Origin of the sequence: Riemerella columbina, from assembly GCF_030517065.1 — a bacterium.
GTDB classification, from domain to species: domain Bacteria; phylum Bacteroidota; class Bacteroidia; order Flavobacteriales; family Weeksellaceae; genus Riemerella; species Riemerella columbina_A.
In genome coordinates this window covers 1,465,363-1,490,288 of sequence record NZ_CP103950.1, presented here as the reverse complement: position 1 = coordinate 1,490,288, position 24,926 = coordinate 1,465,363, and the positions used below count along the sequence as shown (strand labels likewise).

The following is a 24,926-nucleotide window of genomic DNA, read 5'->3' as shown; positions in this document are numbered from 1 at the left end:
TAAAAATAACCAACGCTGGCAACCATTTGCCGCATTCTAAGCAAAAATAAAATGATTAACATTGTATTATTTGGCCCTCCAGGAAGTGGGAAGGGAACACAAGCACAAAACCTTATCCAGAAGTTTAATCTGAAGCAAATTTCTACTGGAGATTTATTTAGATACAACATCAAAAACGGTACAGAATTAGGGCAATTAGCCAAATCTTATATCGATAAAGGGGAGCTGGTACCAGACCAAGTGACCATAGATATGCTGGTAGATGATTTAAGAAAACCTACCGATGCCCAAGGTTTTATTTTTGATGGTTTCCCAAGAACGGCAGAGCAAACCGCTGCTTTAGAAAAGATAGTAAAAGAAGAATTGGGGGAAGAGATCAGCCTCTGCTTAGCCTTGGTGGTAGAAGATGAGATTTTGGTGGAGCGTCTACTAAAACGCGGCGAAACCAGCGGTAGAACAGATGATGCCGATGAACAGATTATCCGCAATAGAATTAAAGAATATTATGCCAAAACGGCAGAAGTGGCAGATTTATACAAGAAACAAGGTAAATATGTAGAAATCAACGGGGTAGGAGATATTGATGAAATAGCGAACAAGCTCTACGCCGAAATAGAAAAACTCTAACCTTTTTTGAAATCAACCCTCACCAAATTTAAAAAATAACCCTTATGTCAAATTTTGTAGATTATGTAAAAATTCACTGTAAGTCAGGGCACGGCGGTGCAGGTTCTGCGCACCTTCGTCGGGAGAAATATATCCCCAAAGGCGGTCCTGATGGTGGTGATGGCGGACGAGGTGGACACATCATTATGAAGGGCAACTCCCACGAGTGGACCCTCCTCCCACTGCGCTACACACGCCATGTGAAAGCCGAAAATGGACAACCAGGCGGCAAAAATCAGCTGACGGGAAGACAAGGGGAAGATGTTTATATAGAAGTGCCCATCGGTACCATTGCCAAAGATGAAAACGGCGATGTGATTGGCGAAATTTTGGAAGATGGTCAAGAGATTATCCTGATGCACGGTGGCAAGGGCGGCTTAGGGAATGAGCATTTTAAATCCTCTACCAACCAAACGCCACGCTACGCCCAACCAGGACTCCCAGGCGAGGAAGGCTACATCGTTTTTGAGTTGAAAATCTTGGCAGATGTCGGCTTAGTCGGCTTTCCGAATGCAGGGAAATCCACGCTACTGGCGGCGGTATCTGCGGCTAAACCTAAGATTGCAGATTATGCCTTTACCACGCTCACGCCCAACCTCGGCATTGTAGATTATAGAAATTATAAATCTTTTGTGATGGCGGATATCCCTGGGATTATTGAGGGCGCAGCAGAAGGCAAGGGCTTAGGACATCGTTTTTTAAGGCATATAGAACGGAATTCTATTTTATTATTCTTGATTCCTGCAGATGCGGAGGATTATTTCCAAGAGTTTAAAATTCTGCAAAACGAGCTCCAAGAGTATAATCCGGAACTTTTGGATAAAGAATACCTGATTGCCATTTCTAAATCTGACCTTTTAGACCAAGAGTTAAAAACCGAAATAGCCTCTCAATTTCCAGAGAATAAAAAACCATTGTTCATCTCTGGCGTTACAGGCGAGGGGCTCACAGAGCTCAAAGATGTCCTCTGGAAAATGCTCCACGGATAATATATTGATGATTTAAACCAATAGAATAAAAATTCAGCCACTTCAATTTTGAAGCGGCTGATGTTTTTGGATAAAGTAGAAGCTCTAAGCCCTTAACAATTCTATGGTTTCTACTGGATTTTCAGAAGCGAAAACGGCATTGCCCGCCACTAAAACATCGGCGCCAGTTGCAAATAACTGCGCTGCATTCTGAGGATTAACGCCACCATCTATCTCAATTAAAGCTTTGGATTGATGTTTTGTAATCAATGCTTTGGTTTGCTGGATTTTTTTATAAGTATTTTCAATGAATTTTTGACCGCCAAAGCCTGGGTTGACGCTCATCAAAAGCACCAAATCCACCTCTTGGATGATGTCTTCTAATACGGAGACAGGCGTGGCAGGATTGAGGACCACGCCAGCTTTGGCACCGTGATCTTGGATGAGTTTAATGGTTCTGTGGAGGTGCGTAGAGGCTTCATAATGCACCGAGACCAAATTGGCACCCGCATTGATGAAATCCACTACATATTTCTCAGGTTCTACAATCATCAAGTGAACATCAATAAACTTGGTGCTGTACTGTTTTACGGTCTTCATTACAGGAAACCCAAAAGAAATATTGGGCACAAACCTGCCATCCATCACATCAATATGGAGCCATTCGGCTTGGCTGTGGTTGATCATTTCAATGTCTTTTTTCAGATTTCCGAAATCAGCGGAAAGTAAGGAAGGAGCGATAATTTTTGTACTCATAAAAAGGATTTTTTTAATGTTGATGAATGAAAAAAAGGTTAAGACAGAGAGTGCTTGCCTTAACCTTTGGGGTTACTTACCGAGGTAAGATTTTAAAATTTTACTTCTTGAATTGTGCTTCAGCCTCTTGATGGCTTTTTCTTTAATCTGTCTCACACGCTCTCTGGTGAGGTCAAAGGTCTCGCCAATTTCCTCCAAAGTCATAGGGTGTTTGCCATTAAGCCCGAAGTAAAGCCTTACCAAATCAGCCTCGCGAGGGGTTAGAGTTTGGAGGGCTCTTTCAATTTCAATTTGTAGAGATTCCAGCATCAGCTCTTTATCAGGACTTGGGGATTCTCCAGAGCGGAGCACATCATAAAGGTTAGAATCTTCGCCTTCTACCAACGGCGCGTCCATAGAGAGGTGTCTGCCGCTGTTTTTCATAGATTCTTTGATGTCTTCTTCGCTCATATCCAGTACCTCCGCTAATTCTTCTGGAGATGGGGGTCTTTCGTTTTCTTGCTCTAAGTGGGCGTATGCCTTGTTGATTTTATTGATAGAGCCAATTTTATTCAACGGAAGGCGCACAATTCTGGATTGCTCTGCCAAGGCTTGTAGGATAGATTGTCTAATCCACCACACGGCATAAGAGATGAATTTAAAACCACGGGTTTCATCATATCTTTTTGCGGCTTTCATCAGCCCTAAATTACCCTCGTTGATGAGGTCAGGCAGCGATAAACCTTGGTTTTGGTATTGTTTAGAAACAGAAACCACGAACCTTAAGTTAGCCTTAATCAGCTTTTCTAATGCGGCTTTGTCCCCTGCACGGATGCGCTGTGCCAGTTCTACCTCTTCATCGGCTGTAATTAAATCTACTTTCCCGATTTCTTGGAGGTACTTGTCAAGAGATGCGGTTTCTCTATTGGTAACCTGTTTTGTAATTTTAAGTTGTCTCATAATATTTTCTCGCTCAAAAAAAGAGTTTCATTTAATTATACGAAAGAAAACCACGAAAGGTTACAAGAGGGGTCAGTGGGTATGTAGATTTTATTTTTTATTTTTGTAGCCTTAATGAAGAAAAGACACTGTTTATGATGAATGTTATTTTAGCCTCCACTTCGGCGGTTTATGGGGGCGCTTATTTAGAATACCTCAAAGAAGAGCTTCAAGTTTTATACCGAGGCATTGATGAATTGCTGTTTATCCCATATGCCAGACCTCAAGGCTTAACTTATGATGAGTATACGGCAAGAGCTGCCGAATTTTTTAACCAATTGGGAATTAAAGTGAAAGGCATCCACGAGTTTGAAAATCCTCAAACGGCGCTCCGTGAGGCGAAGGCTTTCTTTACAGGCGGAGGCAATACTTTTTTATTGGTGAAAACGCTGCACGAAAACCAACTGATGACCGTGCTTAGAGAAGAGATCACGAAAGGAAAACCTTACTTGGGTACCAGCGCGGGCAGTAATATTGGCGGACTGAATATGCAAACCACGAATGATATGCCTATTGTTTTCACTCCGAGTTTTGAATGTATGGGACTGGTGCCTTTTAACCTCAATCCGCATTATTTAGATGCCGACCCTACGCTAAAACACAATGGCGAAACCCGAGAAACCAGAATCAAAGAGTTTTTGTCTCAGAATGATACGCCAGTGGTGGGGCTGAGAGAAGGCAACTGGATTAGAATTCTCGGTGAGGAGATTACGGTGCAAGGGCCACTAACCACACGCATTTTTGAGAAAAATAAAACCCCATACGAAGTAGAGAGTGGCACGGTTTTAACCTTTTAAAGCTATCATCGGTTAAGCTTCAAAATAAGGTTGTATCATCGCCATAAGAAAATCTGGACAGCGGATAATTTTATGTGTTTGGGCATCTAAAAAATAGAGCGTGGTGGAGGCTTGGGTAATTTTTTCTCCTGCAGGATTGTAGATTTCGTAGTCAAAAATAATCCTCACCCCATCTGGTTTTTTCTTGATCACGGTGCGGATTTCTAAGCGCTCATCATAGCGGGCAGGTTTCAGGTATTTGATGCTAAATTCTGAGACTGGGAGCCAGATGCCGCGGCGCTCTATTTCGTCATAAGAAATTCCGATTTCTCTAAATAATTCTACCCTTGCCACCTCCAGATATTCGGCGTAGTTGCCGTAATAGACATACTTCATAGGGTCGGTTTCGCCGTATCTTACTCTAATATAGTGGGTTGTTTTTATCATCTCAAGTTTTGCTTTTATGCATACAAATATATTTCTAAAAAATCAAGAGTGCAAACATTTTTTTTTTTGAATAAAATCTTAGATATTTGCCCTCCCGATTCATTTTAAAGTTTAACAAAAGCAGAGAGATTATATGGAACAAGACTTACCCTTAGTGTGGCAAAAGTGCCTTCAGTTTATGAAAGATAATCTGAATGCTAATGAGGATGAAGACTTGGGGAACTTAAAGGGTTCTTTCCACTCGATGTTTGATTATGTTTACCCTCTCTCTCTGGTAGATTATAACCTAACTTTAGCCGTACCGAGTAATTTCTACAAAGAATATATTGAAACCAATTATATAGCATTACTCTCTTCTGCGCTAAAAAAATACATCGGTAAACGGGTTAAACTTTGGTATGCGGTTTTAGAAAATAATACGGAGGGGCATCCTAATGCCGTGGTTCAGCATATGAAGGGCAATACAACGCCACCACCTAAGCCACAGCCTGTAATGCCGCAGCTTACAGAAAAAATCCAAAATCCGTTATTGGTGCCAGGGATTAAGAAAATCAATGTAGATTCTAACCTTAATCCAGTGCATTCTTTTGACAACTTTGTGGAGGGGGAGAGCAATAAATTTGCCTATTCTGCGGCTAAGATTATTGCGAAACGCCCTGGGGAAACCTCTTTTAACCCTATGTTTATCCACGGCGGTGTGGGCGTAGGGAAAACACACTTGGCACAAGCCATCGGTTTAGAAATTAAAAATACCTATCCAGATAAGGTGGTGCATTACCTTTCTTCTGAGAAATTTATTCAGCAATTCATTAAGGCAGCCAGCGCCACAAGAGGGAATGCCGGAAGCCGAGAGAGTTTTGCTAATTTCTATAAAATGTTGGATGTTCTCATCGTTGATGATATTCAGTTTTTATCAGGAAAGAAAGCCACCCAAGAATCGTTTTTCCACATTTTTGATTACCTTCACCAGAATGGTAAACAAATTATCCTGACCTCGGATAAAGCGCCTGCCGATATTATGGATATTGAGGAGCGTGTGGTTTCTCGCTTTAAATGGGGACTTTCTACCGAAATGAAATCACCAGACTATGGCACCAGAAGAAAGATTATTGAGGATAAACTCAACCGTGATGGCATCGTCCTAAACGAGGAGATGATAGACTATCTGGCAGGGGAGGTGCAGTCTAATGTGAGAGAACTCATTGGCGTAATCAACTCGGTTATCGCCCATTCGATGATTTATAAATCGGATTTAACATTAGATTTGCTCAAAGAAACCATCAATAAAATCTCTACCAACCAGAAAAAAGTGATTGACATTCCACACATTCAAGAAGTAGTTTGCGATTATTTCGGTATCAAAAGGGAACAGTTGTTATCCAAAACAAGAAAAAGAGAAATTGCCCTGCCTCGGCAGTTGGCAATGTATTTCGCCAAGGAACTAACCGACGCTACTTTCTCTAAAATCGGTAAAGAAATGGGCAACAAAGACCACTCTACGGTAATGTACGCCTGCGATGCGGTGAGAGATGGTGCCAAAGTAGACAAGCAAATGCGCAAATACATCAAGGAGCTTAAAGAAAAAATCAATCAATAATATTGAGCGATGAACAATAAATAAAAGAGATAGAGAGAGGATTTTCAGCGATGGGCATTGAGGAAAATCCTTTTTCTTTTTTAATGATAACTTAGGATTTTTTAGACTATGAAAATATTGATGCTTTGTCTCGGTAATATTTGCCGAAGTCCGTTGGCAGAGGGCATACTAAGAGCCAAAATTTCAGAAGAACACGAGGTGGATTCCGCAGGAACCAGCAACTACCACGAGGGCAACCTTGCCGATCCGAGGTCTATCCAAACGGCAGAATTTCACGGTATAGACATCAGAAATCACCGCTCAAGACCGCTCACAACTGCGGATTTCAAATATTTTGATAAAATTTATTGTATGGATGAGCAGAACTATCGTGATGCGCTTAGGTTGGCAGAAAATGAGGAAGAACGGCAGAAATTAACCCTGATTTTAGATGGCGGCGCAGAGGTGCCAGATCCTTATTATGGCGGTGTGGGCGGCTTTGAAAAAGTCTACGCGCTGTTAGACAAAGCTTGTGATAAAATCGCTGAAAAAATCAATACCCAAACGCCATTATAATGCTTTTTTTAATCCCTGCCTACCTCTCCGAAGCCTCGCCAAAAGAGGATTTTGCACCCATCATTAAAGACTATATCCTAAGAACGGATTATTATTTTGTGGAGAATGAAAAAACCGCCAGAAAAGTGATTAAATTCTTTTGTATAGAGAAAAAACAATCCGACTTAAAACTCTATATATTAGACAAATACACTACACTTTCTGACATATCCGAAGCTTTAGATTTATTGAAAAAAGATCAAGATTTTGGGTTGCTTTCGGAGGCTGGCTTGCCGTGCATAGCGGATCCAGGGCATCTTGTGGTGCATTGGGCGCACGAAAATGGCGTTAAGGTGGTGCCCATCAATGGACCGTCATCTATTATTTTAGCACTGATTTCCAGTGGGTTTAATGGACAGCAGTTTACCTTCCACGGGTATTTACCGATTGATAAAAACGAACGCAGAAAGCAAATTTTGTTCTTAGAGCAACAGGTTCAGAAGACGGGTTATTCCCAAATTTTTATGGAAACGCCCTACCGTAATCAGCAATTGTTAGAGGATTTAATCAAAACGCTCAATCCTAATACAGAGCTTTCTATCGCTGCCAATATCAATCATCCAGAGGCGGAAATCATCAAAACTTATCCAATTAAAATATGGCAAAAACAACAGTACAATTGGCATAAAATCCCAGCTATTTTCATTTTAGGAAAACCCCAACCGCCTTTGCTGCGTAAAAAATCTAAGTGATAAGAAAAATGCATTAAAAAATAACTGAGGAATTTCAGGTTTTGTATTGGAATCAAGCGCTTTATTTTATTATATTTGTGGCAAGATAAAATTTTTGAGAATATGAATACGGAGACAGAAAAAATCCTTATTACAGGGGCTTTAGGACAAATAGGTACCGAGCTGACCAGCAAATTAGTAGACTTGTACGGCAAGGAAAATGTGATCGCTTCTGGTATTGACAAATGGCGAGAAGGCATCACCACTGCGGGGCGCTATGAAAGGATAGATGTAACCAACTTTAAACTCTTAGAAGATTTTATTAAAGATAACGGCATTACTACAGTGTACCATTTGGCGTCGCTGTTGTCTGGAACTTCGGAAAAGCAACCTATTTTTGCGTGGAAACTCAATCTGGAGCCTTTGCTACACCTCTGCGAACTGGCAAAAGATGGCTATTTGAAGAAAATATTTTGGCCGAGTTCCATTGCGGTGTTTGGGCGTGGCATTCCTAAAACCAATGTAGGGCAAGAGGTGGTGCTTAATCCAACTACGGTGTATGGTATTTCTAAGCTCGCAGGCGAAAAATGGTGCGAGTATTACCACGAAAAATATGGCGTAGACATCCGCAGTATCCGTTATCCAGGGCTTATTTCTTGGAAAGCACCAGCGGGCGGCGGCACCACGGATTATGCCGTGGAGATTTTTTATGAAGCCGTGGAAAACGGAAAATACACCAGCTTCATCAAAGAAGATACCGCAATGCCGATGCTTTATATGGAAGATGCTATCAATGCCACTATTCAGTTGATGCAAGCGCCAGAAAGCCAACTAACGGTGCGCAGTTCTTATAATTTAGGCGGCTTATCCTTCACGCCGAAAGAGTTGGCAGAGGAGATTAAAAAGGAAATGCCTGAGTTTGAAATTGAATACCAACCCGATTTCAGACAGCAGATTGCCGACTCTTGGCCTGCCTCTATTGATGATAGCGTAGCGAAGCAAGATTGGGGCTTATCGTACGATTATGACATCACCGCGATGACTCAAGATATGCTGAAAAACCTGAAAAAGAAACTCAATAAAGCTTAGATTTTATACCGAGGGCCGTAAAATTTTCCCTGAAGAATGGTCGGTTTTGGCACCAGTGACGGAGGCTAAAACATTGACTTTGTTCTGAAATCTCAAAACTCCTAAAAGGGCGAAAATTAAGGCTTCTTTATATTCAATAATTTCTGCAGAAGGTAAATGGATTTGATGCGGCGTGGCGTAGTGTTGTAGCTGCTCTATCAGATATTGATGATAAGCACCACCACCCGTAACAAGGATTCTTTTAGGGCTTTCGTTTTTAGGTAAAACATTAGAAATCTGAATAGCGATATGCTCCACAAGGCTGGCTAATACATCTTTTGCCGCAATTTTATTTTCATCGATGAAAGCCTCTATCATAGGGATAAAAATAGATTTTACCGACTCTATACCCAAAGACTTTGGAGGTTGTTCCTGGTAATAATCAACAGTGTTGAGCTGTGCGATGAGTGCTGGATGAGGTGCTCCTTGTCTGGCTAAATCTCCATTTTTATCGTAAGGCAGATGGAAGCCTTGCTCCGAAAAATAATTCAGCAAAGTGTTCACAGGGCTAATGTCAAAAGCGATTCTCTGTTGCTGCACCTCAAAGGAAATATTAGAAAAACCGCCCAAATTAAGACAATAATCGTATGCTGAAAACAACAGTCTATCGCCAATGGGCACCAAAGGGGCGCCTTGCCCACCTAATGCCACATCTTGCACCCTAAAATCACAGACTATAGGAACTTTGATGCCTTGGTTGAGAGCATCAAGATTGCCGATTTGCAGCGTATAACCCGCATTAGGATTGTGCCAAATGGTATGACCGTGGCTGGCAATTAAATCCAAATCTTTGATCTGGTGCGTCGCCATAAACCGATGGATCATTTCATTGAGATATGCTGTATAAGTTAAGTTGAGGCGAGCCACCTCTTCGGGGGATTGCTCGGATGCCGAGGCTAAAATAGAAACCCATTCTTGAGGATAAGGTAGTGTTTGAGCCTTTAAAATATCAAATTGATAAATTTCGGTGTCTAAATCTACATAGCAAAAATCAATGCCATCTAAAGAAGTCCCCGACATAATGCCTATAATCTTCATCGGTTTTAAAAATCAAAATCTATGAGCAAAAATAACGATATTCTATGGATTTTGGGCGGTTTTTAATTTTGTGGTGGCTACTTTGGGCGATAAAATCCTTACCTTTGCAAAAAATACCCTTAAAATGGAAATAGGTAAAATTCAAATATTAAAAATTGCAGAAACCACGGAGGCAGGGCTTTACCTCACCGATGAGGCTGGGGCACAATGCTTTCTTCCTAAGATTTTTGTGAGACCAGAAATGCAAGTGGGCGAGGCGGTAGAAGTGCTGGTGTATCAAGATGATGGCGTGCTAAAAGCCACCACAGAGAAACCTTATTGTCAGGTGGGCGAATACGCGGTGCTGAGCTGTGTGCAGGCGTTCCCAAGCGGTGCCTTTGTGGATTGGGGCATCATCAAAGATTTATTTGTGCCATACAAACAGCAAAAAGGCAAGATGGTGGAGGGTAAGCGCTACCTTATTTATGTGTATATTGATGAAGAAACAGGCTTGCTCACAGGGACAACCAAGTTCAAAAGAAATCCGCAATACCATAATATAGACCTTAAAAAAGGCGATGCCGTACAGTTGATTTTAATGAACGAAACCGAACTAGGCTGGAATGTGATTATCAATCAAAAATATATTGGATTGGTCTATGCATCAGATATTTATGAGAAATTATATCCGCTTTCGGAGACCAAGGGTTACATTAAAAACATCAGAGAAGATGGCAAAATAGATGTGGCGCTTCAGCCAGAAGGTTATGCCAATATTGATGAATTTAAACAGCGGATTTTAGATAAATTAGATGAAAATTATGGACTATTGTACCTCTCTGACCAATCTACGCCAGAAGAGATTAAAGAAGAATTGCAGATGAGCAAAAAGAACTTTAAAAAAGCTATCGGCGGTTTATACAAGGACAAAATCATCGAGATTACCGAGGATAAAATTAGATTATTATAACGATGAAAAAGGTATTTTATCTTAAAACTTGCAGTACTTGCAAGCGCATTATGTCAGATTTGGATTTGGAAGGTTGGACTTTGCGAGAACTCAAAACGGAAAATGTGACAGCGACAGAACTGGAAGCTATGCATCAATTGGCAGGCTCTTATGAGGCTTTATTTAGCAAGCGTTCTACGCAGATTAAAGCCCAAGGTATAGAGGTTAGCCAACTAACAGAAGCGGATTATAAAAAACTGATTTTGGAGCATTATAGTTTTCTTAAACGCCCTGTTTTTCTAACCGAAAAGACCATTTTTATAGGCAATAGCTCCAAAACGGTGGAGGCTGTTAAAGCCTATTTTGATGACCAAAAGGTATAGTGAAAACTAAATGAAACACAACGCCGCCGCATCTATAGATGCGGCGGCGTTATGTTTTGTCGGACTTTTTCTAATTAGAAAATCTCTCTTCCCGCAAAGTGGAAAGCGGCTTCTATTTTTGCGTTTTCATCAGAGTCTGAGCCGTGTACGGCGTTTTCTCCTACGCTACGCGCAAATAATTTTCTGATGGTACCTTCCGCCGCTTCTGCAGGGTTGGTTGCACCAATGAGGGTTCTAAAATCTTCTACAGCGTTGTCTTTTTCTAAAACCGCTGCCACGATAGGCCCTGAAGACATAAACTCTACCAACTCCCCATAGAATGGGCGCTCAGCGTGTACTTCGTAGAATTTTTTAGCATCAGCTACCGTAAGTTGGGTGAGTTTCATTGCTTTTATTTTAAACCCAGCCTCTGTTATTTTTCCTAAAATAGCCCCTATATGTCCGTCTGCTACGGCATCGGGTTTAATCATTGTAAAGGTAATGTTTCCTGACATTTTGTTTTAATTTTTTCGCTGCAAAAATACGAACTTATTTTATCTCAAAAAAACTTTTAAATATGTTTTTTTTTGGCACAGTGTTTGTTATAATAAAAGTGATTCTCATGTTTAATTTGAGTTTTCATGGTTATTAGTTTTTACCCCAGCTGTTATGGCTGGGGTTTTTATTTTTAATGCGGTTGAATACAAGCCACTTATAGCATTTAAACCTTTTGAGATAGAACTTAAAATTCAGAAAATAGGGGTGCGTTAAGCCTAGGGTTTCTTCAATTCAAAAAAAATCTTTAATTTTAGCCAATTAAACTATCTATACAAAAAAGGATTATGATACAGCATTTAGAAAATATACACCATAAAGATTCCTCTAATTTTTTCCTTATTGCAGGTCCCTGCGCGATAGAAGGCGAGGATATGGCACTGCGGATTGCCGAGCATATTGTAACGCTTTCTGACCGATACGAGATTCCTTATATATTCAAAGGGAGTTTTAAAAAAGCCAACCGCTCACGGATAGACTCTTTTACGGGCATCGGTGATGAGAAGGCATTAGAAATTCTAAAAAAAGTAGGCGAGACTTTTGGAATCCCTACCACCACAGACATCCACGAAAATGAACAAGCCGCATTGGCTGCCCAATATGTAGATGTGCTGCAAATTCCCGCTTTTTTGGTAAGGCAAACGGATCTATTGGTAGCAGCGGCAGAAACGGGGAAGTGCGTTACGCTTAAAAAAGGGCAATTTCTTTCCCCAGAAGCAATGAAATACGCCGTTCAAAAGGTGCGAGATATGCATAATGATAAGGTGGGCATTATTGAGCGCGGTAACTCTTTCGGTTATACAGATTTGGTGGTGGATTACAGAGGTATTCCCACAATGCAAGAATATGCGCCTGTGATTTTAGATGTTACCCACTCTTTGCAACAGCCCAACCAAGCATCAGGAGTAACGGGGGGCAAGCCTCAGCTGATAGAAACCATTGCTAAAGCGGGGATTGCCGTGGGTGCCGATGGGCTTTTTATAGAGACGCATCCTAACCCTGCGGAAGCTAAATCTGATGGGGCTAATATGCTGCCATTAAGTCAGTTGGAGCCATTATTACAAAAATTAACACGGATTAGAGAGGCCATTCTATAACCTTTGTGTACTGTATTTAAGTTAAATCATAATTTTTTTGCTTTGAAAAAAATAATTTCCACCCTCGCGTTTTTACCCGTGCTGATGCTGGCACAAGAAACCAAAGAAATCAAAGAAGTGGTGTTCCAAAAAAGAGCACAAAAAAAATCAACCGACCTTACCCAAACGCAAATTTCTACGCGCCAAGCACAGCAAGTCGCCACGATTTCTGGTGGGATAGAGGGGCTGATTAAAACGCTGCCTTCCGTTAATTCTAACACGGAACTCTCTTCTCAATATATGGTAAGAGGCGGAAATTATGATGAAAATTTAATCTACATCAATGATATAGAGTTGTATCGCCCTTTTCTCATTCGGAATGCGCAACAGGAGGGGCTGAGCATCATCAATCCAGATATGGTGTCTACCATCAATTTTTCGGCAGGTGGTTTTGAAGCCAGATATGGTGACAAAATGTCCTCTGCGCTAAATGTTTATTACCGAGAGCCTGAGAAATTAGAACTTTCAGGCGAGGCAAGCCTTATTGGTGGGCGCTTAACGGTGGGTGGCGCTTCTAAAAACAAAAAATTAACCGCTATAGCTTCTGCCAGATATAGAAATACTAATCTGGTTCTCAATACTTTAAAAGAAGATACCGATTTTAACCCAAGGTATACTGATGTGCAGACCTTTATCAACTATCATTTTAATCCGAAATGGCAGTTGTCTTTTATAGGCTATTATGCTCAAAATCAGTATCAAATGTATCCTAAACAGCGCAAAGTAGACTTCGGTTCTTTGCAGCGCCCACTAACGCTCAATGTCTTCTATGCAGGTGGCGAAAATGATACTTACAAAACGATGATGGGCACGGCATCGGTTCACTTTAAACCTAATGTCAAATGGCAGTTGTCGTTAGATAATTTTGCGTATCAGAATAGGGAACGAGAGTATTATTCCATATCATCGGCGTACCAGTTGGAAGCGTTAGACCCCAATACTGGCGAGCCTGTGACTTCTTATGATATTGCAGGACAGATCGACCACGCTCGTAATGATTTATTGGTAAAAACCGTGGGGAGCCAGTTGAGGGTGCGCTATGCTCAGGATGTGAATACCTCCTACGAAATGGGCGTAAAATACGAAAAAGAATGGTTAAAAGACCACACGAATGAATGGCAACTATCAGATTCTTTGGGATATAGCGTGCCGAGGTTAGACTTAGCATTGGGACAATTGGACAATTCTGATTTAAAGTTGAAATACCAGATGCGTGGGCAAAATTTTATTCAGCCTCATCGGTTATCGGCATATGCGCAGCTCTCTAAAAAATTCTTTTGGGGCGAAAATAAAATGTTCCTCAATGCTGGGGTAAGGGTTCAGAATTGGAGTTTCAACCACCAGACTTTGGTATCGCCGAGGTTGCAAGTGGCACTCAAACCGAATTGGGATGCCGATATGCTATTCCGTTTATCGGGCGGTGTGTATTACCAAGCGCCTTTTTATAAGGAAATTAAAGATTTAGAAGGGAAATTTAATGAAGATATTAAAGCGCAAAAATCTTTACAACTCGTCCTCGCCCACGATTATGAATTCCAAATGTATGGGCGTCCTTTCAAACTGACTACGGAGGCGTATTACAAGAAAATGAACCATTTAATCCCTTATTATGTGGATAATGTGAGGGTCCGCTATTCAGGGAAAAATAATGCCGATGGCTATGCTTATGGGATTGATGCCAGATTGTATGGCGCATTTGTTCCTGGTGTAGACTCTTGGATTTCTGCAAGTTATGCGCGTGCCTTTGAACAGATAGACGGCAAGGGCTATATTCCACGCCCTACCGATCAGCGGTTTAGATTTTCTATGTTTTATCAAGATTATATGCCGAAATACCCAAGTATGAAGGTTAATCTCACTTTGGTCTATGCCAGCGGCTTGCCGAATGGAGCGGCGGTATTTTCTGATCCTTACCTCTATACCAAACAGTTGCCAGCTTATAAACGCGTAGATATTGGGCTTTCCAAGGTGTTTATAGACCAAAAAGACCACCGTGCTCAGCATCATTTTTGGCGAAATTTCAAAGAGCTGACTTTGGGAGTTCAGGTTTTCAACGCTTTTAATATTAGGAATACCATTTCTAACCAATGGGTGAATGATGCCGCTACGGGGTACGCCTATCCTGTGCCAGTGCGCCTAACAGGACGGTTTTTTAATGTGAAGTTAGAATTTAAACTTTAATCGTTTTTTGATAATCAATCCGTGAAATAGATTAGATTAGTGAAAATGAATAAAAGCATTTTAAATGATAAAAATATCACCATTATAGCTTATGTTATGATGGTGATTAACATTATCATAAGGGCTTATTTTGAATTTATATAGCCATTTATTAAAGAAAAATAAAATCATATTTATTACCAATATAGATCCATTGGATTCAAGGTTGTTGTTTAATTTTATCGTATTATGGTATTTCTTAGTCTTCTCAGCGGTTAAAACCTTGTATCCTCAGCGTTTGAACCTTCTTATTTTAGGTTTAATTTTGTTTAATGTGCTCAACCATTCCATTATTATCATCAATACTCAATCTTTTTATGATTATTGGTAAAACGAATTGAACGCAAAAAAGGTAAACCATAGCGATAATCAACCGATGATGCGGTGTTTAAGCAAATAAATCTCTATCTTTGTATTTTCAATCCTTTTTTAATGATAGAAACCATCACTTTTGCAGATTTTGAACTGCCTGAAAAAATTTTAGATACTTTAGCGGATTTAGAACTTTTCGTGCCTACACCTATTCAGGAGAAAAGTTTCAAGCCTATTTTGTCGGGCAGAGATATTATGGGTATCGCGCAGACAGGGACAGGGAAAACCCTTGCCTACCTGTTGCCGGTACTTAAAAATTGGAAATACAACAAATCTGGCAATCCCACTATCCTGATTTTAGTGCCTACCCGAGAATTGGTGGTGCAGGTGGAAGGTATTGTTAAAAAACTTTGTGAAAACCTGTCAGCAAGGGTGATCGGCGTTTATGGTGGCAAAAATATCAACACTCAGAAGCTCCTATTTAATGAAGGTTGCGATATTTTAGTGGGTACCCCAGGGCGCGTGATGGATTTAGCGATTGACAATGCCATTTCCCTCAAAGAAGTCCAAAAATTGATTATCGATGAGTTTGATGAAATGCTTAATTTAGGATTTCGCCCTCAACTGACTCATATTTTTGAGATGATGAGAGAAAAACGTCAAAATATTCTATTTTCTGCAACAATGACCGATGCGGTAGATGAAATGTTGGATGAATATTTTGCCAATCCTATAGAAATTTCCCTCGTAAAATCGGGGACGCCGTTAGAAAAAATCAAGCAAATAGGCTATAAAGTCAAGAATTTTAATACCAAAATCAACCTTTTACAATACCTATTGGAGGAAAATGAAAACTGGTCTAAAGTCCTGATTTTCTGTAATAATAAAAAACACGCCGACTATCTTTTTACGAAAATTGATGAGGTATTCCCAGAAGCGTTTGATGTGATCCACTCCAATAAATCTCAAAACTACCGCCTCCGTGCGATGAAGAAATTTGAAGAAGAAAACCTGCGAGGGCTCATCACCACAGATGTTATGGCGCGTGGGTTGGATATTTCGGATATTACGCAGGTGATCAATTTTGAAATTCCTGAAGTCCCAGAGCAATACATCCACCGTATTGGGCGGACTGGGCGTGCGGACAAGGCTGGTGAGGCGATCAGTTTCATCACGGAGAAAGAAGAACCTCAGTTTTTGGATATAGAAATTTTGATGAAAAAAGAGGTGGACCTCTATCCAATGCCAGAGGCAGTGAAAATTAATCCGCAGAAAATAGCCTCAGAGAAAGATGAAATCAAAATGAAAAATCCCGTGGTGGTTAAGCTGAATGAAGGTGGTGGCGCTTTTCACGAGAAGAAAAATAAAAATAAAAAAGAAAATTGGGGCGGACCGAGCAAAAGAAAACCACCCAAAAAAGTGGGCGTCAATAGGGCTCAACAAAAAGCTAAAACCAAAGCCAAACGGAAAAAATAAGCCACAAAAAAAAGATGAACCTCATAGAGATTCATCTTTTTTATTGATATACCAATAGACTGAAATTAGTTCCCTTGCTGGGCGTCTTTGATCATTTCTTCGTTAGCGGTAATAGCGAACTCTACGCGTCTGTTTTGCGCTCTACCTGCATCGGTATCATTGCTGGCGATAGGTTCTGCCTCGCCCATACCTTTAGCTTTCATTCTACTTTTAGCAATGCCTTTAGATGCCAAATAAGCCACCACAGCATTGGCTCTTCTATCCGAAAGTTTAAGGTTGTAATCATCAGATCCCTTACTGTCGGTATAGCCATAAATGCTGATGTTGGTATCAGGATTTTCCACGAAAACCTTTGCTAATTTATCCAAATTGGCTTTTGCTGTGTTGGTCAAGTTGGCAGAGTCAAAACCGAAATTCACCGTATTTTCTTTTAATACCAATTTAATTCCTTCGTTCACACGCTCTACCTCGGCGCCTGGCAAGGCTTCTTTAATATCTTTGGCTTGCTTGTCCATTTTTTGACCGATGACATTTCCTGCCACACCACCAATGATACCGCCCAACACTGCACCAGCAGCTGTATTACCACCTTTACCGATGTTGTTTCCTAAAATTCCTCCAATAATAGCGCCTGCAGCCGTTCCGATAGCAGTGCCTTTCTGTTGGCTGTTAGCATTTTGTACAGACTCACAACTGGTAAGGAGGAGGCTACTTGATAAAAATGCAACAGCGATATTCGTTTTATTAAATAGTTTCATATTCTTATATTTATTTGTTGTTTATTTTTTGAAATTGATAATAAACTTTCACATATTCTCCTCCAAATGGAATGTCTTGTGTAAGTGTGAAAGATTGGTCGGTTTGATTAGAAAAACCTAAAACATAACCAGCGGTATTTTGTTTGGCTTTCTCGCCAGCATAGATTTTCTTAAATTGAAATTGATTGCCATTCACCACCTCAAATTTAATCGGTTGGGTTACACTTGGGCAGCCGTTCTCACCGTTGAGGGTATAAGATCCAGTCCAATTGTTAGGCACTAATTTCCAAATGCTGCCTACAAAACACTGAGCATCAGCTCCTTCGTTAAAAGGTTTTACTTTAAAACTTTTGCTATATTCTACACGGGTAATTTGCCAATCGCCTTTAAGTTTTAGGAATTCAGCACGCTGGTTTTGTGCTTGCTGACCTTGCTGTACCGTGGAACAAGAGCCCAAAGTAAGCGCTCCAATAAGTCCGGTAAATAAAAGATTTTTCATTGTGTTGTTTTTATATTTTGGCAGATGATATGTAAAAATCGTGCCAACTGATAGGGGATTTCTAATATTTTTGAGTTTAATGAATAAAGTCAGTTTTAAATCTTTAGAAAAAGGTTTTTTTAGAGCGGTAAGATTTATTTTAGGTTAAATTTATTATATTTGCAGTTACTAATTTTAAAATCAGCATATGCCTAATACCGTCATTATAGGTTCAGGAAGCTATCTCCCTAAAAAAGTGATAGATGGGTCTGCCTTTATGGATTCTATTTTTTTTGATGATAACCGAGAACACATCGATAAACCGAATGAGGAAATCGTCAGCAAATTTGTAGAAATCACCGAAATTAGTGAACGAAGGTACTCGGAGCCAGATGAGTATAACTCTGATTTAGGACTAAAAGCCGCACAAGAAGCCATTGCTGATGCGCAGATTGATGCCGAAGACTTGGATTATATTATTTATGCGAGCAACTTTGGCGAGGTCAGCAATAGCGGCGTGTCTGATTTTATGCCCAATATGGCGGCAAGGCTCAAGCATAAACTCAAGATTAAAAGCTTAACCTGCACCACTTATGATATGATCTTTGGTTGCCCAGGTTGGGTAGAAGCGTTGATTTTGGCAGATACGCTCATCAAGGCAGGGAAAGCCCGACTTATTTTAGTGGTGGGCGGCGAAACGCTCAGCCGTGTAACCGACCCTTATGACCGCAACAAAATGATTTTTGCCGATGGCGCTGGTGCCGTAGTGGTTAGAGCCACCGAAGAGCAAAAAGGCGTAATAGCGGATAACACACTGTGTTTCAATGGTGATGAAATTTGCTATTTAGAAAATGGACCATCGCTCAACCCTGAGTATCCGCAAGGCAAAAATTTTATCCGAATGCGTGGGCGCAAAATCTACGAATTTGCCCTAAAATATGTCCCAGATGCCATTAAAGCTACCATTGACAAGGCAGGACTAAGCATTGAGGATATTGATAAAATCCTGATTCATCAAGCCAATGCCAAAATGGATCACGCAATGATTTCGCGTTTGTATAGGCTCTATGGCATTAAACAATATGATGAATTTGTAGCACCAATGACGGTTCAAAAATTCGGAAACTCCTCTGTGGCAACCATTCCTACGATGTATAATCTCATTAGAAAAGGCAAAATGGAAGGGCACACTTTTAAGGAGGGTGGCTATGTGGTCTTCGCTTCTGTGGGGGCGGGGATGAACATCAATGCCGTGGTTTATAAGCATTAAATAAAACTTAACTTAAAAGATAAAAAGATGATGCTTCAAACCTAATGGAGCATCATTTTTTAGTTATATAGATAGAATAATATCAATTTCTTTGATAATTTAAACAATGAAAAAGACTATAATTAGCATCGTTTTAGTGGTGATGAACGCTGGAATCATAATGGGGCAAACCTCCAAAAAAACAACCACAGAAACGAAAAAAGATAAAACCGAAGCCAAGAAAGACAGCGTAGACCGCCCATCATCTAAAATTGTGGCTTATGAAAAACTCTTGAAAGGCGCCATAACCAAAAAAGGTTTGTTCACGGTACATCAGAAGGAGGATAAAATTTATTTTGAAATTCCCAATCAACTTTTGGGACAAGATCTTCTCATCGTGAATAAAATCTCCTCTGTGCCTGCGCCCATCAACAATGCGGGCATTAACAAGGGAATGAACTACGAAAACAAAATCATTAGATTTTACAAAGACCTTCGGAATAAAAAGGTGTGGGTGAAAACCTTTGACCCGCAGATTCACGCTAATGAGCAGGATAATATTTACCATTCGGTTAAGGACAACTACGGCGAGTCCATTATCCAAGGTTTTGATATTAAAGCCTATGGCACAGACTCTACCGCAGTGGTGCAGGTAAATGATGTTTTTAACGGCAACGCTAAGAGTTTCAACAACCTTTTTGATAATATCGGTATGGGTGGCAGCGTGCGCACCAAAGATTCTTATATTGATCAAGTCAAGGCGTTTCCGAAAAATATCGTGGTTAAAGCTACCCTTACCACCCAAGTGGCAGAGGGCAAAACTTCCAACGAAAAAGCAGACCTCACCGTGGGCACAACCACCAATATTGTACTCTTGCCAGAGCCGATGGTAGGGCGATTTTCAGATGATAGAGTGGGCTATTTTACGGTGCCTAAGCAGTATTTTAACGACCAACAGCAGAAGGTAGAGCAGAGAGAACTCATCACCAGATGGCGGTTAGAGCCCAAGCCTGAGGAGGTGCAAAAATACTTGAATGGCGTGTTGGTAGAGCCTCAAAAACCGATTGTTTATTATATAGACCCTGCCACGCCGAAACAATGGCAACAGTCTATTATAGAGGGCGTGAAAGACTGGAATAAAGCATTTGAAAAAGCAGGATTTAAGAATGTGATCACTGCCCAACTTCCAGACCCTAATGATAAAGAATTTGATGCCGATGATGTTCGGTATTCTGTGATCACTTATGCCGCTTCTTCTATGGCGAATGCTTTGGGACCCTCTGTGGTAGACCCACGAACTGGAGAAATCTTGGAAGCCGATATTATCTGGTGGCATAATGTGATGAAATTGCTCCACACTTGGATGAGGGTGCAAACGGGCATCATAGATCCAGAAGCCCGAGGCAATGTATTCCCAGAGGCTAAGATGGCGCACGCCATTCGCTTTGTATCCTCGCATGAGGTGGGGCATACCTTTGGGCTCAAGCACAATATGGGTGCCTCTCACGCCTTTTCGGTTGAGGAGTTGCGCTCGCCGCAATTTACGGAGAATATGGGCGGCACGGCACCTTCTATTATGGACTATGCAAGGTTCAATTATATTGCACAAGAAGGCGATGGCGTGAAGCAAATCACTCCTAAAATAGGGACATACGATGAGTTCGCAATTGATTGGGGCTACCGCTGGACAGGTGCTAAAACGCCGCAAGAGGAACGCACAAAAACCAACCAATGGATTGAACGGCACCAAGGCGACCCGCTCTATTTCTATGGTGAGCAACAACGAGAAATCATAGACCCTCGTGCCCAAGCCGAAGATTTAGGCGATGATGCGATGAAGGCTGGAGAATACGGTATCATCAATTTGAAAAAAACAATGCCCAACATTATAGCGTGGAGCACTCAAACTGGCGAAAATTATGATGAAGCTAAGGAATTTTATAACCAAATTATCAACCAGTGGTATCGCTATAACAGCCATGTTTTAGCCAATGTAGGCGGCATTTACCTGACGCCAACGGTCAAAGGTGCTACGGCTAAAGCCTACGAAGCCGTGCCATACGAGATTCAAAAGGAAGCTTTGGCTTTCCTTAAAAAACACATCCTCACGCTGCCAGAATGGTTGTTTTTGTCGCCTATCAATGCTCAGATTAGACCCGCCAAAAACACACCGAAAGGCTTGGTAGATCAATCGGTTTATAATGTATTTCGGGAGAAGCAAGCCGCCATTTTATATGGCTTGATGAACGATAACCGCCTATTGAGAATTTTGGAATTTGAGTTTTTAAAACCTCATCATTCATCGGAAAAGATAATGACGGTAACCGATTTGTTTGATGATTTAAGACAGTTTATCTTCAAAAAAACGATGAAGAAACAGCGTTTGGAACTTGCAGAGAGAATGACGCAGAAAAACTACATTGATGCCCTAATTATAGACACCCAAAAAGTCTACGAAAAAACAGAAAAACAACTGGGAACGCACCTGCCGATGCTTTGTGACTACGCAGCAGCGCCGCAAGAAGCCCATCAGGACACGCATTTAGAGTTTTATTTTGATGGAATGAAGCGCCTGTCCGAAGTCGGTTCTGCTAAGCGTGCCGAGCTTATCAAGGTGCGGAATATCATCGCTAAAGCCCTTGGTAGCGGTGATGAGGCAACCCAAAACCATTACCAAGATATGCTCATTAGGCTTAATAAAGCCCTTAATACCGTTGAAAATAATTAAAAATAAATTGATATGAAAACAAGACTATTGCTGAGTCTTTTGCCGGGTGTGTTCTTTGCCCAGCAAAGCCCCAAAGATACCTTAGGAAGAGAGAAAAAGATAGATGAAGTGGTGCTCACGGGGTTTCAGAAAATTGAAAAAAGTAAACTGACCTCCTCGGTTTCTGTGGTTAAAATGAAAAGCATAGAACAGAAAGCCACCGCCTCTGTAGACCAGATGCTCCAAGGAAAAGTGGCAGGGGTGATGGTCAATCCGTCCTCTGGCGCTCCTGGGCAAATCGCACCGATTAGAATTAGAGGTACCGCCTCTCTGTCTGGACCTACCAATCCGCTTTGGGTGTTAGATGGAATGCCTTTGGAGGGCAACCAAGCGCCAGATTATCAAATTGGGCAAGACATCAATTTGTTGAGAAATTACTCTATCGCTGGGGTTAATCCAGAGGATATAGAAGACATCACGATTCTTAAAGATGCTTCGGCTACAGCAATATATGGCGCTCAAGCAGCAAACGGTGTGATTCTCATCACCACGAAAAGCGGTAAAAACGGTAAGATGAACATTAACTTTTCATCTAACACTTTTGTGAATCTTCGCCCTGATTTTGCTCGGCTCAACCTGATGAACGCCACGGAAAAAGTGGATTTAGAACTGATGATGGCTGCCCGTGCAGATTTAGATGGCTACAGAAAAAATAACGGCGAGGTTTCCCGAATATTAACCGCTAACCAAGATTGGGATCATTTAAGAAATGGCGGTTTTGCGGCGCTCAGTCCAGCCTCTCAACAGCAAATTAACCAACTGAAAAATACCAATACCCAGTGGGGCAACTGGCTGTATAGAGACGCCATCAATCAGCAGCACGCGCTGAGCCTTTCTGGCGGAACAGGGCAGTATAATTACTATGCCTCGTTGGGGTATTATGATGAGCAATCCACGGTGATTGGTGCTGGCTTCAACCGCTTTAACCTCACGCTGAAAAACCATTATAAAATCAATGATCAACTGAATATCGGCTTGTCTTTATTCGGTGTTTCCACTAAGCAAACCTCGTTTTTATCAGACTCTGGGAGCTTTACCACACCCACTTATTATTCCCGAACGGCTAATCCTTATTTAGCACCGAGAGATGCCCAAGGGAATTATATTTACGATGAAGACATCAACTATATAGAGCGTGCTAATGGCGATGAGGTGCGCATTCCGTATAACTTTATAGAAGAGAGAGAAAACACGCGCTATACGATGCTCAACCGCAACCTGAGAGCCATTTTAGATGTGAATTACAAGGTGTTGAAACATTTAGAATTCCGCTCGCAATTGGGCGTATCTGTGGGGCATACCAAAACGGAACGCTATGCCTCTGAGGAAACTTATTTTATGAGAAAGCGCATAGAGAACGCTTATCTCTATTCTACGCAAGCCTCGTTTTTGCCGAAAGGTGGCTATTTGCAAACCATCAATTCTGATGATTGGGATTATAACTTCAAGAATATTTTAGAGTACACGCCACGCTGGGGCAAGCACGATGTGGCTGCTTTGGTGGGCTCCGAAATTAGACGCACGCAATATACCGATGTGATGAGCCAAATGTACGGCTACAACGCTCGCAATAAAACCTCGGTGGCGTTTGATATTCCAGATAGCCAGTCGGATAGTGACCTCTACATTCCGAACCGAGACACGAAGGTAGAGAACGCCTATGCCTCGTTTTTTGGAACGCTGTCCTATACTTATGACCGCCGCTATACGCTATTCGGCAGTGTGCGGTATGATGGCACCAACTTCTTCGGTGCAGATACCAATAAACGCTGGAACCCCATTTGGGCAGCTTCTGCCGCTTGGAATGTAAAGAATGAAGCTTTCCTAAAAGATAATGCCACGGTGAGCCGCCTAAAAATCAGGGCTTCCTATGGGTTGCAGGGCAATATTGATAGAAATACCAGCCCTTATTATACTGGGAAATACAAAAACACCAAGATTTTAAATATTAAAGAAAATACCATCAATAACGATGGTGCGCCTAATCCTTTGCTAAGGTGGGAGAAGACCATTACCAAAGATATAGGTTTAGATTTGGGGCTTTGGTCTAACCGTGTTAATATCAGTTTAGACTGGTACGAAAGACAAGGCAAGGACATCATCGGTACTAAGGATTTACCTTTAGAAACGGGCTTCTCTTTGTCTAATATCAACTGGGCGAGCCTTACCAACCGAGGTTTTGAGTTGGGCATCAGCACCACGAATATAGACCATAAAAACTTTAAATGGAGCACCACTTTTAACATCGCTACCAACCAGAGCAATATTGACCAAGTGAATGATGGGCGCTTTGTCTTCCTGCCATCTGGGCAAGGCTATCCTGTGAATGCCGTGTTTGGGATTAGAACGGCAGGCTTAGATGCCAACGGACTGCCACAATTCTATAATGCCAATGGCGAGGTGGTTTCGGCGGTAGATTTTTATAAAATATCGGACCCTTGGGGCATCGGCTTTGTGCAGTCGGAATACAGTAGTGATGAGTTCAGGCAACTCTTTACCTACATAGGCGACCGCGACCCTAAGTACTACGGCGGGATTACCAATTATTTTAATTTAGGACCTTGGGATTTAACCGTTGCCGCCTCGTTTAACATCAAACAGATGATGGTGGGCAAGCCGCCGTATAACTTCACCGCGGTGGATAGAGGGCTCAACGGTTCTAATGCCGTTTTAAAAGCGTGGACACCAGCCCAACCGAATACCGACCTCCCAAGGCTCATCGGTAATGATACCGTGCCAGGGCAAGAGGTGGTGTATGGCTGGTTCTCCAACTGGGATGCCTCGGGGTCTTACCAATATTTTGACCTTTGGATGAAGGAGATGAGCTACCTCCGCATCAACTCGATAAAGTTGGGGTATACGCTCCCTACCAACTTGCTGAAATCCACAGGGATTAAGTCGCTAAGGCTATCCTTAGAAGGGCGAAACCTCTTCGTTTTTGGTAAGGACTATACAGGCTATTTTGACCCAGAAACCTACGGAAATATTTATGCACAACCCATCCAGAAAGCCGTTGTTTTTGGGCTTAATGTAGGATTTTAATTCACTCACTTTAAATTTTGAAAC

General features: G+C 41.4%; 23 protein-coding genes. 16 read left to right on the top strand and 7 right to left on the bottom strand.

The features are described from left to right. Positions 1 to 51: 51 nt before the first annotated feature. Together NYR17_RS07095 and obgE are read left to right on the top strand one after the other, a co-directional pair. Entirely contained in the window at positions 52 to 627 is a 576-nt protein-coding gene (locus NYR17_RS07095; RefSeq protein WP_302505025.1) for an adenylate kinase, read from the top strand. 44 nt (positions 628 to 671) lie between these two features. Then, positions 672 to 1,655, top strand: a complete 984-nt coding sequence (gene obgE, locus NYR17_RS07090; protein WP_302505024.1) for a GTPase ObgE — start codon at positions 672 to 674, stop codon at positions 1,653 to 1,655. An 84-nt stretch (positions 1,656 to 1,739) separates the two neighbouring features. Here obgE and rpe read toward each other — a convergent pair whose 3' ends face one another. After that, entirely contained in the window at positions 1,740 to 2,390 is a 651-nt protein-coding gene (gene rpe, locus NYR17_RS07085) for a ribulose-phosphate 3-epimerase (RefSeq protein ID WP_302505023.1), read from the bottom strand. A 72-nt stretch (positions 2,391 to 2,462) separates the two neighbouring features. Then, a complete protein-coding gene (locus tag NYR17_RS07080) occupies positions 2,463 to 3,329 on the bottom strand; it encodes a sigma-70 family RNA polymerase sigma factor (protein ID WP_302505022.1) in 867 nt (288 codons plus the stop codon). 137 nt (positions 3,330 to 3,466) lie between these two features. On the opposite strand from NYR17_RS07080, the gene pepE reads away from it, so the two are divergent. Next, on the top strand, positions 3,467 to 4,165 hold the full coding sequence (gene pepE, locus NYR17_RS07075; protein ID WP_302507035.1) for a dipeptidase PepE: 699 nt from the start codon (positions 3,467 to 3,469) through the stop codon (positions 4,163 to 4,165). Between the two features lie 12 nt (positions 4,166 to 4,177). On the opposite strand, the gene NYR17_RS07070 is transcribed toward pepE, so the two are convergent. Next, positions 4,178 to 4,591, bottom strand: a complete 414-nt coding sequence (locus NYR17_RS07070) for an acyl-CoA thioesterase (RefSeq protein WP_302505021.1) — start codon at positions 4,589 to 4,591, stop codon at positions 4,178 to 4,180. A gap of 133 nt (positions 4,592 to 4,724) precedes the next feature. Here NYR17_RS07070 and dnaA point away from each other — a divergent pair, with 133 nt between their 5' ends. The 4 genes from dnaA to NYR17_RS07050 all read left to right on the top strand — a co-directional run bounded on the left by dnaA (position 4,725) and on the right by NYR17_RS07050 (position 8,542). Continuing rightward, positions 4,725 to 6,188: a chromosomal replication initiator protein DnaA gene (gene dnaA / locus NYR17_RS07065; protein WP_302505020.1), complete on the top strand. Its 1,464-nt coding sequence runs from the start codon at positions 4,725 to 4,727 to the stop codon at positions 6,186 to 6,188. A 108-nt stretch (positions 6,189 to 6,296) separates the two neighbouring features. Then, entirely contained in the window at positions 6,297 to 6,743 is a 447-nt protein-coding gene (locus NYR17_RS07060) for a low molecular weight protein-tyrosine-phosphatase (RefSeq protein ID WP_302505019.1), read from the top strand. Then, positions 6,743 to 7,474, top strand: a complete 732-nt coding sequence (locus NYR17_RS07055; protein ID WP_302505018.1) for an SAM-dependent methyltransferase — start codon at positions 6,743 to 6,745, stop codon at positions 7,472 to 7,474. The genes NYR17_RS07060 and NYR17_RS07055 overlap by 1 nt, the downstream gene beginning before the upstream one ends. A 102-nt stretch (positions 7,475 to 7,576) precedes the next feature. Beyond that, positions 7,577 to 8,542 carry an NAD-dependent epimerase/dehydratase family protein gene (locus NYR17_RS07050; RefSeq protein WP_302505017.1) on the top strand — a complete coding sequence of 322 codons (966 nt, stop codon included), beginning with the start codon at positions 7,577 to 7,579 and terminating at the stop codon, positions 8,540 to 8,542. A 3-nt stretch (positions 8,543 to 8,545) separates the two neighbouring features. Here the strand turns inward: NYR17_RS07050 and NYR17_RS07045 are convergent, their stop codons facing one another. Continuing rightward, positions 8,546 to 9,619, bottom strand: coding sequence for an anhydro-N-acetylmuramic acid kinase (locus NYR17_RS07045; protein ID WP_302505016.1), 1,074 nt, complete (start codon positions 9,617 to 9,619; stop codon positions 8,546 to 8,548). A 124-nt stretch (positions 9,620 to 9,743) separates the two neighbouring features. Here NYR17_RS07045 and NYR17_RS07040 point away from each other — a divergent pair, with 124 nt between their 5' ends. Further along, positions 9,744 to 10,568 (top strand): CvfB family protein, encoded by an 825-nt coding sequence (locus NYR17_RS07040; protein WP_302505015.1) that lies wholly within the window; start codon positions 9,744 to 9,746, stop codon positions 10,566 to 10,568. Between the two features lie 2 nt (positions 10,569 to 10,570). Beyond that, positions 10,571 to 10,930: an arsenate reductase family protein gene (locus tag NYR17_RS07035; protein WP_302505014.1), complete on the top strand. Its 360-nt coding sequence runs from the start codon at positions 10,571 to 10,573 to the stop codon at positions 10,928 to 10,930. A 74-nt stretch (positions 10,931 to 11,004) separates the two neighbouring features. Here NYR17_RS07035 and NYR17_RS07030 read toward each other — a convergent pair whose 3' ends face one another. Then, positions 11,005 to 11,424: a nucleoside-diphosphate kinase gene (locus tag NYR17_RS07030; protein ID WP_302505013.1), complete on the bottom strand. Its 420-nt coding sequence runs from the start codon at positions 11,422 to 11,424 to the stop codon at positions 11,005 to 11,007. 327 nt (positions 11,425 to 11,751) lie between these two features. Between NYR17_RS07030 and kdsA the strand changes: the two genes are divergently transcribed. From kdsA to NYR17_RS07010, 4 genes are all read left to right on the top strand, one after another. Then, on the top strand, positions 11,752 to 12,561 hold the full coding sequence (gene kdsA / locus NYR17_RS07025) for a 3-deoxy-8-phosphooctulonate synthase (protein ID WP_302505012.1): 810 nt from the start codon (positions 11,752 to 11,754) through the stop codon (positions 12,559 to 12,561). Positions 12,562 to 12,603: 42 nt separating this feature from the next. Beyond that, positions 12,604 to 14,781: a TonB-dependent receptor plug domain-containing protein gene (locus NYR17_RS07020; RefSeq protein WP_302505011.1), complete on the top strand. Its 2,178-nt coding sequence runs from the start codon at positions 12,604 to 12,606 to the stop codon at positions 14,779 to 14,781. A gap of 130 nt (positions 14,782 to 14,911) precedes the next feature. Further along, positions 14,912 to 15,151: a hypothetical protein gene (locus NYR17_RS07015; RefSeq protein ID WP_302505010.1), complete on the top strand. Its 240-nt coding sequence runs from the start codon at positions 14,912 to 14,914 to the stop codon at positions 15,149 to 15,151. Positions 15,152 to 15,252: 101 nt separating this feature from the next. Beyond that, on the top strand, positions 15,253 to 16,608 hold the full coding sequence (locus NYR17_RS07010) for a DEAD/DEAH box helicase (RefSeq protein WP_302505009.1): 1,356 nt from the start codon (positions 15,253 to 15,255) through the stop codon (positions 16,606 to 16,608). A gap of 65 nt (positions 16,609 to 16,673) precedes the next feature. On the opposite strand, the gene NYR17_RS07005 is transcribed toward NYR17_RS07010, so the two are convergent. Then, positions 16,674 to 17,366, bottom strand: a complete 693-nt coding sequence (locus NYR17_RS07005; protein ID WP_302505008.1) for an OmpA family protein — start codon at positions 17,364 to 17,366, stop codon at positions 16,674 to 16,676. Between the two features lie 10 nt (positions 17,367 to 17,376). Further along, on the bottom strand, positions 17,377 to 17,865 hold the full coding sequence (locus tag NYR17_RS07000) for a lipocalin family protein (protein ID WP_302505007.1): 489 nt from the start codon (positions 17,863 to 17,865) through the stop codon (positions 17,377 to 17,379). Positions 17,866 to 18,052: 187 nt separating this feature from the next. Here NYR17_RS07000 and NYR17_RS06995 point away from each other — a divergent pair, with 187 nt between their 5' ends. The 3 genes from NYR17_RS06995 (at position 18,053) to NYR17_RS06985 (ending at position 24,902) form a co-directional block, all read left to right on the top strand. Continuing rightward, entirely contained in the window at positions 18,053 to 19,114 is a 1,062-nt protein-coding gene (locus NYR17_RS06995; RefSeq protein ID WP_302505006.1) for a 3-oxoacyl-ACP synthase III family protein, read from the top strand. Positions 19,115 to 19,220: 106 nt separating this feature from the next. After that, positions 19,221 to 21,821 (top strand): zinc-dependent metalloprotease, encoded by a 2,601-nt coding sequence (locus tag NYR17_RS06990; protein WP_302505005.1) that lies wholly within the window; start codon positions 19,221 to 19,223, stop codon positions 21,819 to 21,821. 12 nt (positions 21,822 to 21,833) lie between these two features. Next, entirely contained in the window at positions 21,834 to 24,902 is a 3,069-nt protein-coding gene (locus NYR17_RS06985) for a SusC/RagA family TonB-linked outer membrane protein (RefSeq protein WP_302505004.1), read from the top strand. The last annotated feature ends 24 nt before the right edge of the window (positions 24,903 to 24,926 follow it).